The sequence below is a fragment of the Enterococcus alishanensis genome (genome assembly GCF_019218635.1).
Classification (GTDB): Bacteria; Bacillota; Bacilli; order Lactobacillales; family Enterococcaceae; genus Enterococcus_A; species Enterococcus_A alishanensis.
In genome coordinates, this window is record NZ_JAHUZB010000003.1 from 299,440 (window position 1) to 316,454 (window position 17,015).

Consider the following 17,015-nt stretch of genomic DNA (forward strand, 5'->3'; position numbering starts at 1 on the left):
TTTAAAGCTTCCTAAATGAGAAAAAAATATCATTTTTTTTGAATAAGTCATAAATCTTTTATAAGTATTGAAAAATTAAAGAACAAAAGTTATCTATAAACTTTTACGAATATTGCATTGAGCGATTTTAAAAACTATAAAAGGATATATATGTGACATAATAAAATTATTAAACATCTTATTGACTTTATATAATCATCGTATTAAACTGATGTCAGATCAAATAAACAAATAAAGGAGAATTTTATGAAACGCTGGGTTTATTTATTTTCAGAAGGATCAAAGGAACAAAGAGATTTACTAGGAGGCAAGGGCGCCAATCTAGCTGAAATGACTAAATTAGGCTTGCCGGTACCGACTGGCTTTACCGTAACAACGGAAGCATGTTTACATTATTTAAACAATGGCAACGTGTTAACGGATGATATGAAAGATCAAGTAATGGCATCAGTGATGCAGCTAGAAGAAAAAACAGGAAAATCTTTTGGCGATTTCAAGAATCCATTATTGGTTTCAGTACGTAGCGGCTCAAAATTCTCTATGCCTGGGATGATGGATACCGTTTTAAATCTTGGTTTGAATGACGAAACAGTTGAAAGTTTGGTACGTAATTCCGAAAATGAACGTTTTGCTTATGATTGTTACCGCCGCTTATTACAAATGTTTGGTGATGTGGTAATGGGCATCGATAATAGTAAATTTGAATCGCGGATTACTCAGTTGAAACAATCAGAAGGTTTGAATTTTGATAATGAATTAACTGCTAATCATTGGAAACGAATTGTAAGCGAGTACAAACAACTGTATCGGGAAAACTTAGATCGTGATTTCCCACAAGATCCTGTTGAACAACTTTATTTAGCTATTGAAGCTGTCTTTGGCAGTTGGAATAATAATCGAGCAAAAACATATCGCCGCTTGCATGACATTTCAGATGATTTAGGTACGGCAGTAAATATTCAAGAGATGGTCTTCGGTAACTTTGGTGAAACTTCCGGCACTGGTGTAGTATTTTCTCGCAATCCATCAAATGGTGAGCCGGGATTATTCGGGGAGTATTTAATCAATGCCCAAGGCGAGGATGTGGTGGCAGGTGTGCGCACACCAAAATCAATTCAAGTTTTAGCTGAAGACATGCCAGAACAATTTGAACAATTAGATACAATTTGTAAAAATCTCGAAAAACATTATAAAGATATGCAGGATGTCGAGTTTACGATTGAGCGGGGTAAATTATTTATTCTACAAACTCGCAGTGGAAAACGAACTTCTAAAGCACAATTGGCGATTATTTTAGACTTATTTAAAGAAGGAATAATTGATGAAGAAACATTAGTTCAACGAATTGAAGCCAAAGATTTAGAAGCAGCTTTGCATCCTAGCTTTGATGTAAAAGCGTTAAAAAATCGGGTTCATTTCTTATCTGGTTTGGCAGCAAGTCCTGGTGCAGCAGTCGGCGCGGCTTACTTTACAGCTGAAGCAGCTACTGAAGCTAAAGACCGCGGTGAAAGAGTTATTTTGGTGCGAGAAGAAACTTCACCAGAAGACATTGAAGGAATTGCCGTAGCGGAAGCCGTTGTTACTAGTCGCGGCGGAATGACTTCTCACGCCGCAGTTGTTGCTCGTGGTATGGGTATTTGCTCAGTAGTTGGTTGTGAAGCATTAACAGTAGTTGATGGTGAAAATCGTGGAACTGTTGGTGAAGAAACAATTGAAGAAGGGACCATTCTATCCGTGGATGGGACAGCTGGAAAAATTTATTTCGGTGAAATTCCGATGGAAGAAGTAGCAAATACGGTTGCTTTAGATGATTTACATGAAATTTGGGATCGTCATGCAACCATTAAAGTTCGTGCCAATGCAGAAACACCAAATGATATTGAAACAGCCATGGCCTTAGGCGCGGTGGGCATTGGCTTAGCTAGAACGGAGCACATGTTCTTTGAGAAAACTCGTTTATTGCAGTTCCGTCGCTTGATTTTAGCGGATACTTTGCAAGAACGCCAAGAAGTTTTAAAAGAATTAAAAGAAGTCCAAAAACAAGATTTCAAATTTATGTATCAAGCGGGAGCTGGTAAATCAGAAAATGTTCGTTTACTGGATCCACCATTGCATGAATTTTTACCGAAAACAACTGAAGAATGTCGTGAAGTGGCCAAAGCTTTAGGTAAAACTTTAAATGAAGTGAAACGTAAATCGGATAACTTATCTGAAACAAATCCAATGTTAGGTTTCCGTGGATTACGTCTTGGAGTGGCTTACCCAGAAATTTATCAAATGCAAGGAGAAGCAATTATCGAAGCTGCTTATGAAGTCATGGCAGAGCAAGGATTTGAAATAAAACCAGAAATCATGATTCCATTTACAATTGATGCGACAGAATTTGCGACTGTCCGTCATTCAATTGAAGAAGCAGTCCAAAAAGTCATGGCAGAAAAACAATTGCCGTTAGATTATCAAATCGGTACGATGATTGAAATCCCGCGGGCTTGCTTTGTGGCTGATGAAATTGCTAAACATGCTGACTTCTTCAGTTTTGGTACCAATGACTTAACTCAAATGGTTCTAGGTTTGTCCCGTGATGATTCACCAAGAATTGTAACGCAGTACCTAGATGCTGGCATCTTCCAAGATGATCCTTTCCAAGTTATCGACGAAGCAGGTGTGGGTGCGATGATTAAGATTGCGATTGAAAATGGTCGTAAAACCAATCCTAATTTAAAAATTGGTATATGTGGTGAAGCAGCTGCACATCCGAAGTCAATCGAATTTTTAAGTACGCTACCAATTGATTATATTTCTTGCTCGCCATTTAGAATTCCGCAAGCAAAAATGAAATTGGCTCAAGTTCGCGTGGAAGAAACTATCAAATAACAATTGTCAGACAATTCAAATAGCTTGTATAAAAATTGAAAAGTTATTCAAAAAGAGATGGAAGAAATTTTCATCTCTTTTTCTTCGTCTTCTTACGATTATTTAATTATTAGAAGAATTTCACTTTTTAAATGAAAAAATTAGATTTTTTCTCACCAAATCCAGTAAAAAGTAATTTGTAAACGGTGCCAATATCCTATATAATTATAGTTAGGGCGATAACGATGCTAATGAGCAAAAATAGCTCTTTAGTATGCTAGCTTTGGTAACTGAATAGGTTTAATTATCATAAAAATGGGAAATTAAAATTTTTTTATGAGAAATTTGTTATTTTCAGAATGACACAGAAAACGATTTAGCGTATAATGTTTTGCGGAGGAGGTGAACTTTTCTGCGACTTTGGTTAGGAGAAATAACAACGCTTGTTGTATTATAGTCAGTTGCTCATGATTTTTTCATGACTGAGGTGACTAAACAAAATTAATCTTTATTCAGTCAGACTAGCGGTTTGACCCAAGTTTTTTTCTTACGATCTAACAAGTAACTTAACTTGTTAAATAAATATGGAAGCAGGGATAGACAATGACAATCGATTGGCAAAAAGAAGTAGAAGCACGCAAAGATGATTTACTTCGTGATTTAGGCGACTTAATCAGAATTAATAGTGTGCGAGACGTGGAACATGGAACTAAAGAAGAACCTTTAGGACCTGGACCATCTAAAGCGTTATATGAAATGTTAGATATCGCTAAACGTGATGGTTTTGAAACGAAAAATGTTGCCAATGTAGCAGGACACATTGATTACGGTGAAGGCGATGACATGGTAGGTTTATTAGGTCACGTGGACGTAGTACCAGTAGACGATAACTGGGATACAGATCCTTTCGAACCAGTAATCAAAGATGGTAAATTATATGCTCGTGGTTCTAGCGATGATAAAGGTCCGTTAATGGCTTCTTATTATGCTATGAAAATTATTAGAGACTTAAAATTACCAATCTCTAAAAAAATCCGCATCATCATCGGTACAGATGAAGAAAGTGAATGGTATGGTATCCATCGTTATATGGAAACTGAAGAAATGCCTAAATTTGGATTCTCTCCAGACGCTAACTTCCCAATCATCAATGGTGAAAAAGGAATTTTATCTTATGTCGTAACATTTGCTGACAAAGCAGCTGATAACGGTGACTTTGATTTAGTAAGCATGAAATCTGGCTTACGTACAAACATGGTACCAGGGGATGCTACTGCTGTTCTTAAAGTGAACGAAGGTAACGTTGCTGACATGAAAGCAGCTTTTGAAAAATTCATCGCTGACAACAGTCTAAAAGGTGAATTTAAAGAAGAAGGCGGAAATGTAACAATCACTGTAATTGGTAAAGGTGCACACGCACAAGAACCTAAATTCGGTGTGAACTCAGCTACTTTCTTAGCAGACTTCTTAAAAGGCTACAAATTAGATTCAAATGGTCAAAACTACATCAACACAATCGCAAATTACATGCACTTAGATTACACAGGTAAAAAATTAGGTGCTTATCACAAACATGATGTAATGGGTGAATCTACTGCATCAGCGAACTTATTTGATTACACAAACGACGGCGTGAAAAACATTACTATTAATGTCCGCCATCCAGAAGGTATCACTAAAGATGAAATCATGGACAATATGGTAGGAATCTTAAAAGATGCTGATGTATCAATTGAAATCGTTGGCGATATTAAAACACCTCATTATGTACCAGGTGACGATCCATTAGTTCAAACACTATTAGCTGTTTACGAAGATCACACTGGTGAAAAAGGACATGAAATGACAATTGGTGGCGGTACTTACGGCCGAATCCTAGAACGTGGTGTTGCTTATGGCGCAATGTTCCCTGGTGAAGAAAACGTAATGCACCAACCAAATGAATATATGCCGATTGATAGTTTATTAAAAGCGACAGCGATCTATGCGGATGCTATTTATCGTTTAGCTAAATAAAAAGGGAGTTCTGTGTGGAGTCCTTTTTTCAGGGCTCCTCACTTTTTAAATGAAAAAAGGTAGGGTATGAAAGAAGGGATAGGTAAAATGAAAAAATTGTCAAAAGGTGCATATGGCGGTGTCGCTGGTAAGGATTATGTACCATACGTAGAGGAAAAGCCTAAAAAGGCTGGTTCTACCATCATCTTAATTTTAGGGATTTTATTAGCTGCCTTGTTTGCCGCTTCAACTGCTTACTCAGGGATGAAAGCCGGTTTAACTGTAGCAGCAGGGATTCCAGGTGCAATTATTGGTTCAGGTCTAGTGGCCGTATTAGTAAAACCTAGAACAATCCTAGGAAAGAACTTATTACAATTAATGTCAAGTGGTGGTGAATCTGTAGCCTCTGGTATGATCTTCGTATTACCTGCCGTAGTTTTAGTCGGTGGTAAAATCAACTTTATCCAAGGTGTCGGTTTAGGTGTCGGCGCAGTATTACTTGGTGTTGGTGTGTTCTCATTAGTTCAAGAATACATGTTAGTTGAAGAACATGGTAAATTGGTCTATCCAGAAGCAATGGCGATTTCTGAAACGTTAGTTGCCTCAGATACTGGTGGCGATTCTCTTAAATATATGGGAATTGGTTTTGGTATCGGTGGGGTAATTACTGCTTTAACTGGTTCTGTATTTGGTATTATGAATAACGTTATTGGTTATACAAACGAACAATTCTACAAATGGAATTTCCAAATGGAAGTTAATCCACTGTTAGCTGGTATTGGTTTCATCGTAGGGATGGACGTATCTTTACTAATGTTTGCTGGTTCAATCTTAGCTAACTTTGCAATTGCGCCATTATTAGGTTATTTCATGGGTATGGCTGGTCCTGGTGCATTTACTTGGGACAACGCAAGTCAATTATTAAGTGCAGCTGACTTCTCAGTAATCTCTGGTTCTTATGTACGTTACATCGGAGCTGGTATGATGATTTCTGGTGGTTTAATTGGTGCAATTAAATTAATTCCGACTATTGTAACTTCAATTTCTGCAACTTTAAAAGGTCGCAAATCTGAAGGTGCTGAAGCAAATGAGGGCGGCGGCGGAATCTTACCATTATTAATTGGTGCAGTTGTTGCAATCGTAATGGGCTTCGTTATTACTGGAAGCATTTCAATGGCACTTATTGGTGGTATTTTATCAATCATCTTAAGTTTACTATTCGTTATCGTAGCCGGACGTTTAACTGGTACAATCGGTACATCTAACTTACCGGTATCAGGTATGACAATCGCGTCAATGGTTATCTTAACTTTAGTATTCGTAGTAATGGGCTGGACTTCAGCTGAAAATACGCAACAATTACTATTATTTGGTACCTTTATCGTGTTGGCTATCTCTGTTGGTGGTGGTTACTCACAATCACAAAAAGTTACTTTCGTTATGGGTGGTAACTTAAATGAAGGTCGTCGCTACTTCATGATCGCTGGTATCGTGGGTGTTGTTATCGTTACTGGTATGATGGTAATCTTAACACCTCAATTAGCTATTACAGGTGCGAACCCACCATTTGGTTTGCCACAAGCGAACTTAATGGCAACATTAACTTCAGGTATTATTTCAGGTAGCTTACCATGGCACATGGTTATCGCTGGTATCGCAATGGGTATCGTATTAACATTGATGAAAGTTCCAGTAATGACATTTGCGATTGGTTTCTACTTACCAATTTCTACGACTTCAATCATTTTAGTTGGGGCATTAATCCGTGTATTAATCGAACGATTAAACAAAAAAGAAGCTGTCGAAGTCGGCGAAGAAAGAATTACTTTGGGTGTCAGCTTATCCTCTGGTTTAATCGCTGGTGGTTCAATCATCGGTTTAATCGGAATTATCTTACAAGTAACTGGTATTGTTACTCCAGGAACACCAACTGGCTTTTTAGGTGGTAATGGTGCAGGAGTACTAATTCTGATCGTGTTAGTAATTGCAATCATCGTACCTTTACTAAGCGTAAAGAAAGTGAAAAGTAATGACTAATCAGCAACCTGCTGTGAATGAAGAAACAGCTCGTTTGCTGCAAAGAGTTTATCGTATCAAAGATCCAATTCATTATGAAGTTCGGGATGGCGTGGTTTTTATCATTAAAGAAAATAATGCCAAAATCCAAAAAGTCTTACGAAAAATTCGCTATAAGATTCCAAAAACATCTGAGATGGAATTGGATGAATATGGTAGTTTCATTTTTCAACAAATTGATGGCGTTAGAACAGTCGGTGAAATTGCTGAATTGCTAGGGGATGCAATCGAAGAAGCAAATAACCAATTGTATGATCGTCTGATCATTTATATGCATCATTTAGAGAAAAACGAGAAATATATTGAATTGGTAAAGAAATAAAAAAAGGCCGTTCTAGCTTTGGCTAGAACGGCCTTTTTGCGGTTCAGTTAAAATGCTGCAATTAAAAAGTCGATTCCTGAAATCATAAAATAAAAACCAACTAAAAATGAAATCGTAAGTGCTGATGCAGCGGCATTGAATAATAGCATGAAGCCTAAGACAACCCCTAAAATATTGATAATGATTTTAAACCAATAATAACCTGTACTCATTTCCTTAACCGCCCCAGCCATCAATAATTCTCCTAGAGAATCAATAATGAACCATGCAGCAAAGACATAAGGTAAAGCAATAATTCCAGCAGTTGTGTTAAACAGTAGGAAAATGCCCAAAATGACATCAATAATACCTAAAACTAATAACCAAGTCGCTTTTTGACCAGTAAATCTTGCCAAACGACGACGTAAGCCAATTTGAAAAATCCCTTCTAAAATGGCTGAAATAGCGAATAAGAAAACAATTGCTAAAAGACTACTCAAAGGGTTTTTAAAAACCATTAATGAAGTCAAAATAAACAAAATTCCTAACAGAAACTCTCCCCAATTAAATTTGCGTTGATTTGCTACCATAATAAATCATTCCTTTCCATTTCCATAAAATAAGTGTAGCCCTAAAAAAGAATTCTGGAAAATATAAACCATTGAAATGAAAATTAAATGAGAGATAAACTAAAAAAACAGTGTCTAAACAAGATTTAATAAATCTAAAAAAATTACTGATAAATGAATAATTATTAAGGAGAAAAAGTATATTTAGCTAGCTAATAAAATCCTATTATTTATAACTATTTAAAAAATATTTCGTAATGTTTCATATGTGAGAAACAAAAAGTCTTAAAACTAAATACTCATGGTATTTTCGGATATCCATCTCTTTATGTACTAAAAGAGTTCTTATTTAAAATGTGGATAACTCTATTCACTAGAGTGTCTTTTAAGGAAGATAATTGAGATAAAGTAATTACTATTTTATTTTCAGGAGTTTTAGGATTTGCAGCAGGTGCCTCAGCGGTCGAAACTCCTGATAATCCAAGCGCGGGTTCAAAAACCGTAATTGACCAATCAGATACAACGGTTGAAGTTGAAGGAACTTTAGGAATGGATAATACTGATCCTACAGCTCCAATCCCAGAAGATGATATAAAATGGGTGAATGTGACTGTTCCAATGAAAACAATTTTCTACAGTGTGGGTAGTTCAACTAGTGTCTCATCTCCAACTTACACAATTAAAAATAATTCTGGTCGACCTGTAACAGTTACAGCAAATAGTTTTGCAACACAATCATCAGGAGATCTTACTGCTGTAACAAGTCTAGATGTTGCTCTAAATGTAACAAATGGTCCGACAGTGAACGTTATCACTGATGGTGGAGCTAGTATTGTAACACCGACTGATCTAGGTGAATTAGCAAATAGCGAAGGCAAATTAAATGAAGCTGATGCTGAAGATTCGGAATCACAAGAATTAACTTTTGGATATTCAGGTAGTTTTACTGCAGGTGACGTAACAAGTACAATTACTGAAACTTACGATCTTGGATTGAAATTTGCTCCAACTGCATGGTAATTAGCATTTTTTAAGAGGGGGGCAACAAGATGGATAGCCAAATTGAAGTTCATGGCACATTGGGCGTTGCACCAACTGAAGAAAAGTTACCTGTGACGAATGTGAGTAAACCAACGCGTACATTCCAAGAGGTAAAAGTTTATCAAGGTTCGCTACCAAAAACCAATCAATTACCAGAAAGCAGTTTATTGTTTTTAGGCGTAATTTTGTGTTTGATAGCGATTGTGCTAGGAAAACTTAAAAAAATTCAGCAGAAACCAATTTGCTGAAAGATTGAAAAAGATCGTTCACAAAATTTTGTGAACGATCTTTTTTAGTTAAGTGATTGATTTGCTGAAGAGTGTAATTGACGATAGTATTTAATAGTTCTTCCAAAGAAATCATTATGGAACTCGTCAAATGATTTGAAAGAAGTAGGATATTGATTACGCTGGTCACGCCACATTTTTAAGGCATCCGTTTTTAACTTATTGTGTAATTCTTTTTCGGAAATGATTTTGCTGCTGTTATTGTTTATAAATAATTTCATTAATAATAACCCCTTTGACATTTTTTCTAACTTTTATTATACATTTTCATACTGGAAAATAAAAGTTATATAACATGTCATATCTTAAGTTTTTTGATTATTATTATATCAATAAAAGAATTTGTCGATGATATTATTAATTTATAAAAATAATTCAACTACATTTTTATTTGAATTACACTCGTTATTATATAGAATCGTTTTGATAATTAAAATTGGTAGTATCATATTTGAAGTTGTATTTATTGCCTAAAATATATTTTGCAATATGCAGGCTACGATCACTGGATCTTTCTAAGTTGGAGCTGATATCAATCAATAATACCCCATCGGCTGCACGACCTTGGCCGGTATTCATTAGCTTGACATATTTTTCGCGTAATAAGTCAACAATCTGATTAATTTCTTGCTCTCGTTGTAACATTTTTTGTGCCAATTCAGTGTCATCATTTCGTAAAACAGCTAAAGCATCGCGAATATTTTTCGCTACTTTTTCAAATAATTGAGTCAAATCTTCATCTAATAAAAGATAGGTTTCACGATTATTGTTGCTAGTTTTTTTCGCACGTTTTTCTTTTTGCCGCTGTTGAGTTTCTAATTCGATCGATTCAGCTAAGTCTTGAATAATATTTTTACAGTGATCGCCCATTCGCTCAAAATCTTTGGAAAATTCTAGTAGCATCGCTTGTTTTTGACTTTCTAGTGGAGAAAGGGAAGCCGTTGAAATTTTGGCTAAATAATCGGTTAAGGCGACATCGTAATGGTTAATGGCATCCTCGTACTGCATCACGTCTTCGTAGTATTCATCTTTATTTAAACGATAGTATTTGTGAGCGCCTTCCAAAGCTTGGAGGACATAGCTGCCCATTTGTAAAATTTCTGCGGTAGCTTGTTCAATCGCCATAGCTGGAGCAGTTTGAATCAGTTGCTCGTTTAAAGTAACTGTTCGAATATTTAAATTTTTCTCGGTACCTGGGACTATTTTTTTCACTAATTTTTCAATCTGTGGAATAAATTTAAACTGTAGTAATAAGTTGGAGATATTAAATAAACCGTGAGCAAAGGCAATTTGCATCGCTGGGTTTAGATTTAATTGACTGGTTATCGCCATCACCACTTGAGTAAAAGGTGCCAATAATAAGGTGAATATAATGGCGCCAACTAAATTAAAAAAGACATGTGAGGCAGCTGTACGCTTAGCAGCGACACTAGCACCTAACGCAGCAATTACTGCGGTAATCGTTGTTCCAATATTATCACCAAATAAAATCGGTAAAGCGGCAGCTAAATTTAAACTACCTTGCATATAAAGCTGCTGTAAGATCCCGATGGTAGCACTGGAACTTTGCAAAACCATGGTTAAAAGGGTTCCAATTAAGACACCTAAAACAGGATAGTCAGCGACATTTAGCATTAATTGATGGAATTGTGGTAAGTCTTTTAAAGGAGCCATACTATTTCCCATTAATTCTAAACCGAAAAATAATGCCCCAAAGCCAAATAATACTTGACCAATATTTTGAAAATTTTTCCCTCGAGTAAAAAATAAAAGTAAGGCTCCAACACCGATAATTGGTAAAGAATAGGCACCTAAATCAAAACCAATAATAAAGGCGGTGACGGTTGTACCGACATTGGCGCCCATAATGACGCCAATCGCTTGTTTTAAGCTCATAAAGCCGGCGCTGACTAATCCAACTGCTAAAACGGTTGTACCAGAACTACTTTGAATTAACCCGGTTACGATGATTCCTGCTAACACAGCTCGTAGTGGAGTAGAAGTAAAGCGGTTCAAAATTTCTCTCAGACGATTACCAGCAGCTTTTTGTAAACCATCCCCTAAATATTTAATCCCGAATAAGAAAATTCCTAATCCCCCGAGAAAAGTAAAAAACATCTCTTGATATGACATGATTACCTCCATTTAAAAACGTTCTATCTATAAAATAATAAAAATCGGAGCAAAATGAAAGCCTTTTATTAAAAATAATTTTGTGATTTTTTTGTTGTTTTGACTTGAGAATTATTTATTAAAGAATGTTTTGAAATCTTGCTGGTTTTCTTATATCATTAAAGTAAGAAATGAGATAACGTAAATTGATCGGAGGAGATTTTAATGAAAGTCGTTTTTCATGTTGATGAGTTAGAGAAATTGAGACAGGCCCGCCACAGTATCGAAAGTTTACTATTAGATGAACCAAAATGCCAAGTTATTTTAGTGATTAATGGAGAAGCTATTCAAGGCTATTTGTTGCCAAAAATGACAAAATTTATTAAAGAGTATCCGAATGTAGAATTTCATGCATGTCACAAATCAATGCGCGGTTTCCAAGTTCGAACCAAACAATTATCTGAAAAAATTAAAGTTGTACCAGCTGGCATTACTGATTTGGTTCGTTTGCAGGCTGAAGGTGCCCACTATATCAAATGTTAAGTAGTCCAAGATTAAGTTATCGCGAATTTACTGATAATGATTTCGATATACTAAAAGAAATTTTACAAAATCCAGTGTTAATGCTGCTAGGTTGGCAAAAAACTTTTGATGATGCGGGGGTTGCTATCTGGTTAGAAAAGATTCAAGCCCAATATCGAGATTTTGGTTCCAGCTATTTTTTAATTGAGGAAAAAGAATCTGGAGAGTTTGTAGGAATGATTGGTGTGCTACCAATAGATTTATTCGAACAGCAGCAAATCGAAATGGCGTATCTAATTAAGCCGGAATTTCAAGGTCGAGGTTATGCATTTGAAGCAGCTCAAGCGGCGGAATCATTTATTTTTCAAAAACTGCAGGCTGAGGAATATATTGCACAGTTTGTGGTAGAAAATATTTCTTCAAAAAGAATCGCTGAAAAGTTAGGAATGCATTTTTGGCGAAGCTATGATCGGACAGATCAAGCGGAAACTCGTAAACATCTAATTTATCGTAAAACTGTAGGGCAAAAATAAATCATCTGTTGATTATTTTTGCCTATTAATTTTTTATAAGTAAGGAGAATATATGGTACACAATAAGATTTTGATTGTAGAAGATGATCAAAAAATCAGCCAAATTATTCAATCAGAGTTGAAAAAGTGGAATTATCAAGTGCAAGGAATTACTGATTTCCAAAATGTTTTACAAGAATTTGCAGCTTTCCAACCTGATCTGGTGTTATTAGATATCTCGTTACCGTATTTCAATGGCTATCACTGGTGTCAGGAAATCCGTAAAACATCTACAGTACCAGTTATCTTCCTGTCTTCAGCAAATGATAAAATGAATATGCTGATGGCGATGAATATGGGCGGCGATGATTTTATCGGAAAACCAGTTGATTTAGAATTATTGACAGCAAAAATTCAAGCAACTTTTCGACGGGCTTATCAGTTTAACGAAACACCACAAGAAATGGTTTATAAAGCAGTAAAACTGAATGTACTAACAGGTGAACTTTTTTACAAGGAGCAAATGGTTCGTTTAACGCCGAATGAAACAAAAATCGTGGCTATCTTGTTTCAGCATCCTGAACAAGCCGTTTCAAAAGAAACCATCATGGAGAAACTATGGGAAAGTGAAGAATTTATCAGTAAGAATACATTGACTGTCAATCTGACCCGCTTAAGAAAAAAACTAAGCGCCAGTGGCTTACCGGTATTGATTCATACGATAAAAGGGGTCGGTTATATGCTAATGATGTCTGATGATTAGAAAAAATATGTATTTTATGAAGCAGCTTCTGAAAGAAAATGCTGGTGTTATTTGGCTCTATATTTTAGTGGTTGTATTATTTGCGAGCACTTTTTTTCTTTATGACATTCCGATAAATGTTTATCAAGATGCCATAATTTTTACTTTTCCATTGCTAATCATATTTCTGATAATTCGAGGAATCAAATTAACTAGGAAACATCAAAAATTGCAGCATTTGTTGCAAGAACCGATTTTAAATGATTGGCACAAACAAGAGGAAGAATTTTTAACTATTCTTGAAAGTGACTATCAAGAAATTATTACAAAAGTGACCCGGCAAACCCGAGACATGCAGGAGCAACAAGAAAAACAAGAAAAAGAGTTGATGGATTATTACAGTCTTTGGACCCATCAAATAAAAACACCACTGGCAGCCTTGGATTTAATGATTCAAACATTTGACCAGCCGCAAAAAAACGCTATGCAAGAAGAAACATTCAAAATTCAGCAATATTTAGAGATGATGCTGCAGTATTTGAGAATGCAGTCGATTCAACAAGATTTTCGTTTCGAAGTTATCTCGATTGAAAAAGTAGTTAAAAATGTCGTGAAAAAATATGCTCGTTTTTTCATTCATAAAGATTTAGAAGTAGATCTGACCCAGTTGACTGGTGAAATTATTACTGATGAAAAATGGTTTAGTTTTATCTTGGAGCAAATCATTTTTAATGCGATTAAGTATACGCAAATTGGAAAAATCGCGATTTATACACCGGTTGATCGTCCTCAAGAAATAGTCATTAAAGATACCGGGCAAGGGATTTTAGCGGAAGATATTCCCCGTGTATTTCAAAGAAGTTTTACTGGATATACTGGTCGACAAAATCAAAAAGCCAGTGGGTTGGGTTTATTTATGAGTCAAGAGATTGCCCAAGAACTGGGATTAAATCTGCGTTTAACCTCAAAAGTCGGTGTTGGGACAGAAGTAACTATCGACAGTTCGAAGCTGAAGACCTTTTCTTTAGAGTAAGCTTACAAAAATGTAGGATTGGAGCAATTGATTGTCACTGTTTTTTACCGTTGATCGCCCTTAAACTAAAAGTATCAAGAAAAAGAGAAGGGGCAAACAAATGACATTATTAGAAGTAGAACATTTAAAAAAAGTTTACCAACCTAGACTTAGTAATTTACAAGTAGCAGCCTTGAAAGATATTACATTTACGGTCGACAATGGAGAATACATCGCCATCATGGGAGAATCAGGCTCAGGAAAAAGTACCTTGCTAAATATTTTGGCGACTTTGGACCAAGCTTCTAGTGGTCGCGTACTACTGCAAAAAAAAGATCTAAGTCGGATTCCAGAAGGAGAGTTAGCGAAGTTTCGACGGGAACATTTAGGTTTTGTTTTTCAAGATTTTAATTTACTCGATACCTTTAATGTGAAAGATAATATTTTTCTCCCCTTAGTTTTATCGCGAGTAGCCGTCAAAGAAATGAAAAAGCGGATTGAGCCATTAGTGAAAGCCTTACAAATTGATGAACTATTAAACAAATTTCCTTATGAAATCTCTGGTGGACAAAAGCAACGTGTAGCGGTGGCAAGAGCTTTAATTACAAAGCCAGACTTAGTGTTGGCTGATGAACCAACAGGTGCTCTAGATTCCCGCTCGGCAGATGCTTTACTGCAATTATTTGATCAAATCAATCGTCAAGGTCAGACAATTTTGATGGTGACCCATAGTGCTATTGCAGCAAGCCATGCACAACGTGTCTTATTTATTAAAGATGGCCAAATTTTTCATCAGCTTTATCGCAGTGATAATAGTCAAGAGGAATTTGTCACTCGAATTACTGAAACGACGACCGTCCTGTTAACAAAGGAGGTCTAGCGATGTTTTATTTTAAATTAGCTTGGGGAAACTTACGAAAAAACAAAACAGTCTACTTGCCATTTTTAGCTTCAATGACTTATTTAGTAATTATGAATTTATTGATGCAAGTGATGGTGAATAATCCTGGAATGCGCTCGATGCCAAGTGCTATGACAGTTCATTCGATGTTTAGTTTTGGTAATGTTGTGATTATTATTTTTTCAATTATCTTCTCCTTTTATACCAATAGTTTTCTGATAAAACGGCGCCAAAAAGAGCTAGGATTATATAATATTTTAGGGATGGACAAAAAATCGTTAAGCTTCATGCTAGCGATTGAGAGCTTGTTGAGCTTGATAGCTGTTCTGCTTGTTGGATTGATTTCAGGAAGTATTATTGCAAAATTTTTATTTTTAGTATTGAAGAAAATGACTGGCTTTGGTGAAGATTTCGTTTTTCATCTTTCGCTATCAATGTTTGTAGTAGTGACGGTATTTTTTGTGGTTTTATTTTTATTATTGCTGATAACAAATATTCTTCAATTGATGAAAACAAACCCTATTGAATTAATGAAAAAGGGAGAAGCAGGTGAAAAAGAGCCGAAAAGTCATTGGTTCCTCACTTTAATCGGCTTAATTTCTTTAGGCAGTGGTTATTATATTTCTTTAACATTAGAATCACCCATTGCAGCACTTAGCGTCTTTTTTGTAGCAATCATTTTAGTAATCATTGGAACATATTTATTAATGATTACAGCTAGTGTGACAATCTTGAAATTTTTAAGAAATAAGGAAACGCTATATTATCGTCCCAAACCATTTATCAATATTTCTGGAATGATTTATCGAATGAAACAAAATGGCGCTGGCTTGGCAAGTATTTGTATATTATCAACCATGGTATTGGTGACCGTAGCTTCCACAGCTGGCTTATATTATGGTAAAGAAGATATCGTCAAACAGCGTAATACTAGCGATGTGAGTTTTAATACCCAATTGGTCAATGATCAGGTCCAACCGCAATTAAATCAACTTGCTAAAGAACATCAGCTGAAGGTTGATGATAGTTTGAAAGTGGATACGCCTAATATTAACTTAGTCCAACAAAAGGGAACCCGATTTCAAGTTTTTAATGGTAACGATCAAACGCAAAATGGGTTGGTGGCTTTGAAGATCTGGACTGAAGATGATTACTTTCAGATGACCGGGAAAAAAGCAAATTTATCAGAGAATCAAATATTGTTTTATCCAATTACGGGAGAATATTCAGGAAAAACAATCAGCTTTGGCGATGAAACCTATTCGATAAAAAAACAAATTGAAAGTTTAAAGCTGCAACCTAAAATAAATGATATTTACAATTCCTATATTTTGTTTGTAAAAAATGCTGAATCTGTCGAAAAGATATACTCGGCTTTGGAAACAACTGGAGCACAGGAACCATTAGCCTATTCGACCGAGGTGATGATGAACGTGTCTGGTAGCCAAAAAAATCAAAAGGAATTCACTGACGGAGTATTTAGTTATCAAGAACAGTTAAATCAAGAACTCTCACAACAAGAATTACCAAGTCCTTCTATGCCATATGCTAGAGCCTCCGAGATAGAAAGAGACCGACAAGAAGCTAATCAATTTACGGGCGGATTTTTATTTATTGGCGTTGTTTTCGGGATTAGTTTTACTGTCGCCGCTGCCTTAATCATCTATTACAAGCAGGTATCTGAAGGTTATAGTGATGCCAACCGTTTTGAAATTATGCAAAAAGTTGGTTTAAGTCACCGAGAAGTCAAACAAACGATTAAAAGCCAAATTTTAATGGTCTTTATTTTACCAATTCTATTAGCCGTCATTCATTTAACTATCGCCTTGCCGATCATTCGCAAATTGTTAATTCTCTTTGGTTTAACCAATAATCAATTGATTACGATTGTAACGGTGATTGTGGTGGCAATATTTACACTATGTTATCTATTCTTTTATTGGCAGACATCAAAAGTTTATTATCGTATCGTGAAAAGAAATTAGTCGTACATTTACCGAAGTGAAAATCGCTTCGGTTTTTTTGCGGATCAAATTGACAAGTGAAAATAATACTTTTATAATATAATTGAATGAATGGTTCAATTAATTTA

At 35.6% G+C, this 17,015-nt stretch carries 15 protein-coding genes; 12 read left to right on the forward strand and 3 right to left on the reverse strand.

All coding sequences use genetic code 11. The features are described from left to right. The first annotated feature begins 246 nt into the window (after positions 1-246). The 4 genes from ppdK (at position 247) to KUA55_RS08435 (ending at position 7,246) form a co-directional block, all read left to right on the forward strand. A complete protein-coding gene (ppdK, locus tag KUA55_RS08420; protein ID WP_218325758.1) occupies positions 247-2,874 on the forward strand; it encodes a pyruvate, phosphate dikinase in 2,628 nt (875 codons plus the stop codon). Between the two features lie 582 nt (positions 2,875-3,456). Further along, entirely contained in the window at positions 3,457-4,869 is a 1,413-nt protein-coding gene (gene pepV / locus KUA55_RS08425; RefSeq protein ID WP_218325759.1) for a dipeptidase PepV, read from the forward strand. A gap of 87 nt (positions 4,870-4,956) precedes the next feature. Next, a complete protein-coding gene (locus KUA55_RS08430; protein ID WP_218325760.1) occupies positions 4,957-6,885 on the forward strand; it encodes an OPT/YSL family transporter in 1,929 nt (642 codons plus the stop codon). After that, positions 6,878-7,246: a PqqD family protein gene (locus KUA55_RS08435; RefSeq protein ID WP_218325761.1), complete on the forward strand. Its 369-nt coding sequence runs from the start codon at positions 6,878-6,880 to the stop codon at positions 7,244-7,246. The genes KUA55_RS08430 and KUA55_RS08435 overlap by 8 nt, the downstream gene beginning before the upstream one ends. A gap of 47 nt (positions 7,247-7,293) precedes the next feature. Here the strand turns inward: KUA55_RS08435 and KUA55_RS08440 are convergent, their stop codons facing one another. Beyond that, positions 7,294-7,815, reverse strand: a complete 522-nt coding sequence (locus KUA55_RS08440) for an HdeD family acid-resistance protein (protein ID WP_218325762.1) — start codon at positions 7,813-7,815, stop codon at positions 7,294-7,296. A gap of 528 nt (positions 7,816-8,343) precedes the next feature. On the opposite strand from KUA55_RS08440, the gene KUA55_RS08445 reads away from it, so the two are divergent. After that, positions 8,344-8,814, forward strand: coding sequence for a hypothetical protein (locus KUA55_RS08445; RefSeq protein WP_218325763.1), 471 nt, complete (start codon positions 8,344-8,346; stop codon positions 8,812-8,814). A 29-nt stretch (positions 8,815-8,843) separates the two neighbouring features. Further along, positions 8,844-9,083, forward strand: a complete 240-nt coding sequence (locus KUA55_RS08450) for a hypothetical protein (RefSeq protein WP_218325764.1) — start codon at positions 8,844-8,846, stop codon at positions 9,081-9,083. A 44-nt stretch (positions 9,084-9,127) separates the two neighbouring features. Here the strand turns inward: KUA55_RS08450 and KUA55_RS08455 are convergent, their stop codons facing one another. Further along, the gene (locus tag KUA55_RS08455) at positions 9,128-9,343 is read right to left on the reverse strand and encodes a hypothetical protein (RefSeq protein ID WP_218325765.1); all 216 of its coding nucleotides are present in this window, start codon (positions 9,341-9,343) and stop codon (positions 9,128-9,130) included. A 187-nt stretch (positions 9,344-9,530) separates the two neighbouring features. Next, entirely contained in the window at positions 9,531-11,255 is a 1,725-nt protein-coding gene (locus tag KUA55_RS08460) for a Na/Pi cotransporter family protein (RefSeq protein ID WP_218325766.1), read from the reverse strand. 204 nt (positions 11,256-11,459) lie between these two features. Between KUA55_RS08460 and KUA55_RS08465 the strand changes: the two genes are divergently transcribed. The 6 genes from KUA55_RS08465 to KUA55_RS08490 all read left to right on the forward strand — a co-directional run bounded on the left by KUA55_RS08465 (position 11,460) and on the right by KUA55_RS08490 (position 16,908). Beyond that, positions 11,460-11,777, forward strand: a complete 318-nt coding sequence (locus tag KUA55_RS08465) for a DsrE family protein (RefSeq protein WP_218325767.1) — start codon at positions 11,460-11,462, stop codon at positions 11,775-11,777. Continuing rightward, positions 11,771-12,289: a GNAT family N-acetyltransferase gene (locus KUA55_RS08470; protein ID WP_218325768.1), complete on the forward strand. Its 519-nt coding sequence runs from the start codon at positions 11,771-11,773 to the stop codon at positions 12,287-12,289. The genes KUA55_RS08465 and KUA55_RS08470 overlap by 7 nt, the downstream gene beginning before the upstream one ends. Before the next feature lie 52 nt (positions 12,290-12,341). Next, positions 12,342-13,031: a response regulator transcription factor gene (locus KUA55_RS08475; protein WP_218325769.1), complete on the forward strand. Its 690-nt coding sequence runs from the start codon at positions 12,342-12,344 to the stop codon at positions 13,029-13,031. Further along, a complete protein-coding gene (locus tag KUA55_RS08480) occupies positions 13,024-14,043 on the forward strand; it encodes a sensor histidine kinase (RefSeq protein WP_218325770.1) in 1,020 nt (339 codons plus the stop codon). Before KUA55_RS08475 ends, KUA55_RS08480 begins: the two co-directional genes overlap by 8 nt. 100 nt (positions 14,044-14,143) lie before the next feature. Next, positions 14,144-14,902, forward strand: coding sequence for an ABC transporter ATP-binding protein (locus KUA55_RS08485; RefSeq protein WP_218325771.1), 759 nt, complete (start codon positions 14,144-14,146; stop codon positions 14,900-14,902). Between the two features lie 2 nt (positions 14,903-14,904). Next, on the forward strand, positions 14,905-16,908 hold the full coding sequence (locus KUA55_RS08490; protein ID WP_218325772.1) for an FtsX-like permease family protein: 2,004 nt from the start codon (positions 14,905-14,907) through the stop codon (positions 16,906-16,908). Positions 16,909-17,015: the final 107 nt, after the last annotated feature.